Annotated in this window: 4 protein-coding genes; 2 read left to right on the forward strand and 2 right to left on the reverse strand. The window is 61.6% G+C overall.

The window, feature by feature from the left end:
- Together B0G38_RS23145 and B0G38_RS23150 are read left to right on the forward strand one after the other, a co-directional pair.
- On the forward strand, positions 1-282 hold a 282-nt coding region (locus B0G38_RS23145), incomplete at its 5' end, for a hypothetical protein (protein WP_264671649.1).
- Positions 279-521 (forward strand): hypothetical protein, encoded by a 243-nt coding sequence (locus B0G38_RS23150; RefSeq protein WP_264671650.1) that lies wholly within the window; start codon positions 279-281, stop codon positions 519-521. The genes B0G38_RS23145 and B0G38_RS23150, both read left to right, overlap by 4 nt.
- A gap of 87 nt (positions 522-608) precedes the next feature.
- Here the strand turns inward: B0G38_RS23150 and B0G38_RS23155 are convergent, their stop codons facing one another.
- Both B0G38_RS23155 and B0G38_RS23160 read right to left on the reverse strand, forming a co-directional pair.
- The gene (locus B0G38_RS23155; RefSeq protein WP_319801287.1) at positions 609-875 is read right to left on the reverse strand and encodes an HNH endonuclease; all 267 of its coding nucleotides are present in this window, start codon (positions 873-875) and stop codon (positions 609-611) included.
- 154 nt (positions 876-1,029) lie between these two features.
- A complete protein-coding gene (locus B0G38_RS23160) occupies positions 1,030-1,413 on the reverse strand; it encodes a GntP family permease (RefSeq protein ID WP_264671652.1) in 384 nt (127 codons plus the stop codon).
- Positions 1,414-1,516: the final 103 nt, after the last annotated feature.

Below are 1,516 nucleotides of genomic sequence, written 5' to 3' on the forward strand. Positions count from 1 at the left end.
TTCAACTCCTTGCATGAATCCAGTCTTAACGAGGCAGGAAAATATTCCAGCAGGCGCGCCTTAAACCCCCCCAAAATTATTCAGCGCATTCCTAGGCCAAAACTGATCCTGCCCTCCGCACTGATCCTGCTTTGTGCCGTTCCGTTAACCGCTGGTTCCCTGCGCCTGGTCGGATTGTCGGGCGACTGGGCAATTGACCTCATCGTGGCGGATTGGGCGATCAACGAGCGGATCTCCAGTCAAACACCCACAGTCACAGCCAGGGGTCCGGCACTGTCATGAGCGAGACACCTGCGAAGCGCCATGAGCCTGGGCGATACGAACTCCGCATCTGGGGTCACCTCGACGATCGCTGGGCCGACTGGTTTGAAGGCGTGACTGTAACCCACGAGAGCGAAGGAACGACCATCCTCTCGGGTCTGGTCATCGATCAGGCGGCGTTGCATGGGCTGCTCGATAAGGTGCGCGACCTCGGTGTGACTTTGATTTCGGTACAAGCCATCGACGACACGGAGGGCTGAGACCACACTTAAGGGCAGGCTCAGCGGGGCGGGAGCTGCTCCCCTCACCCCGTTACCTTCCCCAGACTGGCGGTCAGGTTGCTTCCCTTAGCTAACTGGTTCCAACCGCCGCTGCCGGCCAGGGGAGGGCAGCCGCGCACCCTTCGTCCGATTGCACCTCGCGCAGGCAGTCACAAAGTTCTGCAGCGAAGTCGTACCGCCGCGAGACCACGGGTAGAAGTGATCGCCGTGCTCGGAAGGACGCGAACAACGACGGCGGAACCCGGCTTCCAGCTCACAAAGCCCACCGGCACGGGCCATGCCATCGCGGCGCTGCTGCCGGGTGAACCGGCCCCGGGTCGCGGCGTCGTGCATCTCGAGCTGTCATGTCGAACACCATGTCGATTGGATCAGCGACTGCATCGGCTATCTCGAGGTTTCCTCAATCCCGGTCCTGGCACCTCGGGCGCCAACGTTGAGGGCAAGCCACGGCAGGTCCTGCCCTCAAGCTCGGTATCCTCACCCTGCCCTAAGCAATGAGCGCCACCGCCATGACCATCGGCAGCGAGACCACCGAGGCGATGGAGGTGACCATCGTCAGCGTCTTGAACGTTCCTTGAGTGGACAGTCCGAGAAGCGACTTGAACATCCAGAAGAAGTTGCTGTTGACCTGAAGAGCGAACATGGCGCCCGAAGCGATGGCGAGGCCGATGACGATCGGCGGGACGCTGATCGAGCCGAGCACAGGGCCGATGATTCCGGCGGCCGCGATGGCAGCCACGGACACGGATCCGATTGCCAGGTGCAGCACTGCGGCGATGACCCAGGCGAGCAAGATGCTGAGGATGACCGGCGCCGTTGCGTCGGCGGTGAAGAGGTCGGCCAGGATCGAGTCGAGCCCGGTCTCCCCGATGACGGCGCCTAGGAGCGTGGGTCAATAGCGTTTTATCGGATCCGAAAGTGATTGTTCCTTGATCGGTTGGATGTGAAGTCTGTGCTGCGACTTCGGGGCTCGA

The sequence above is a fragment of the Crystallibacter permensis genome, assembly GCF_025960875.1.
In the GTDB taxonomy this organism is placed as follows: Bacteria; Actinomycetota; Actinomycetes; order Actinomycetales; family Micrococcaceae; genus Crystallibacter; species Crystallibacter permensis.

Bases quoted from the DNA above. Each gene is read 5' to 3' on its own strand.
- B0G38_RS23150 (WP_264671650.1), top strand. From the start codon at position 279: ATGAGCGAGACACCTGCGAAGCGCCATGAGCCTGGGCGATACGAACTC.
- B0G38_RS23155 (WP_319801287.1), bottom strand. From the start codon at position 875: ATGCACGACGCCGCGACCCGGGGCCGGTTCACCCGGCAGCAGCGCCGC.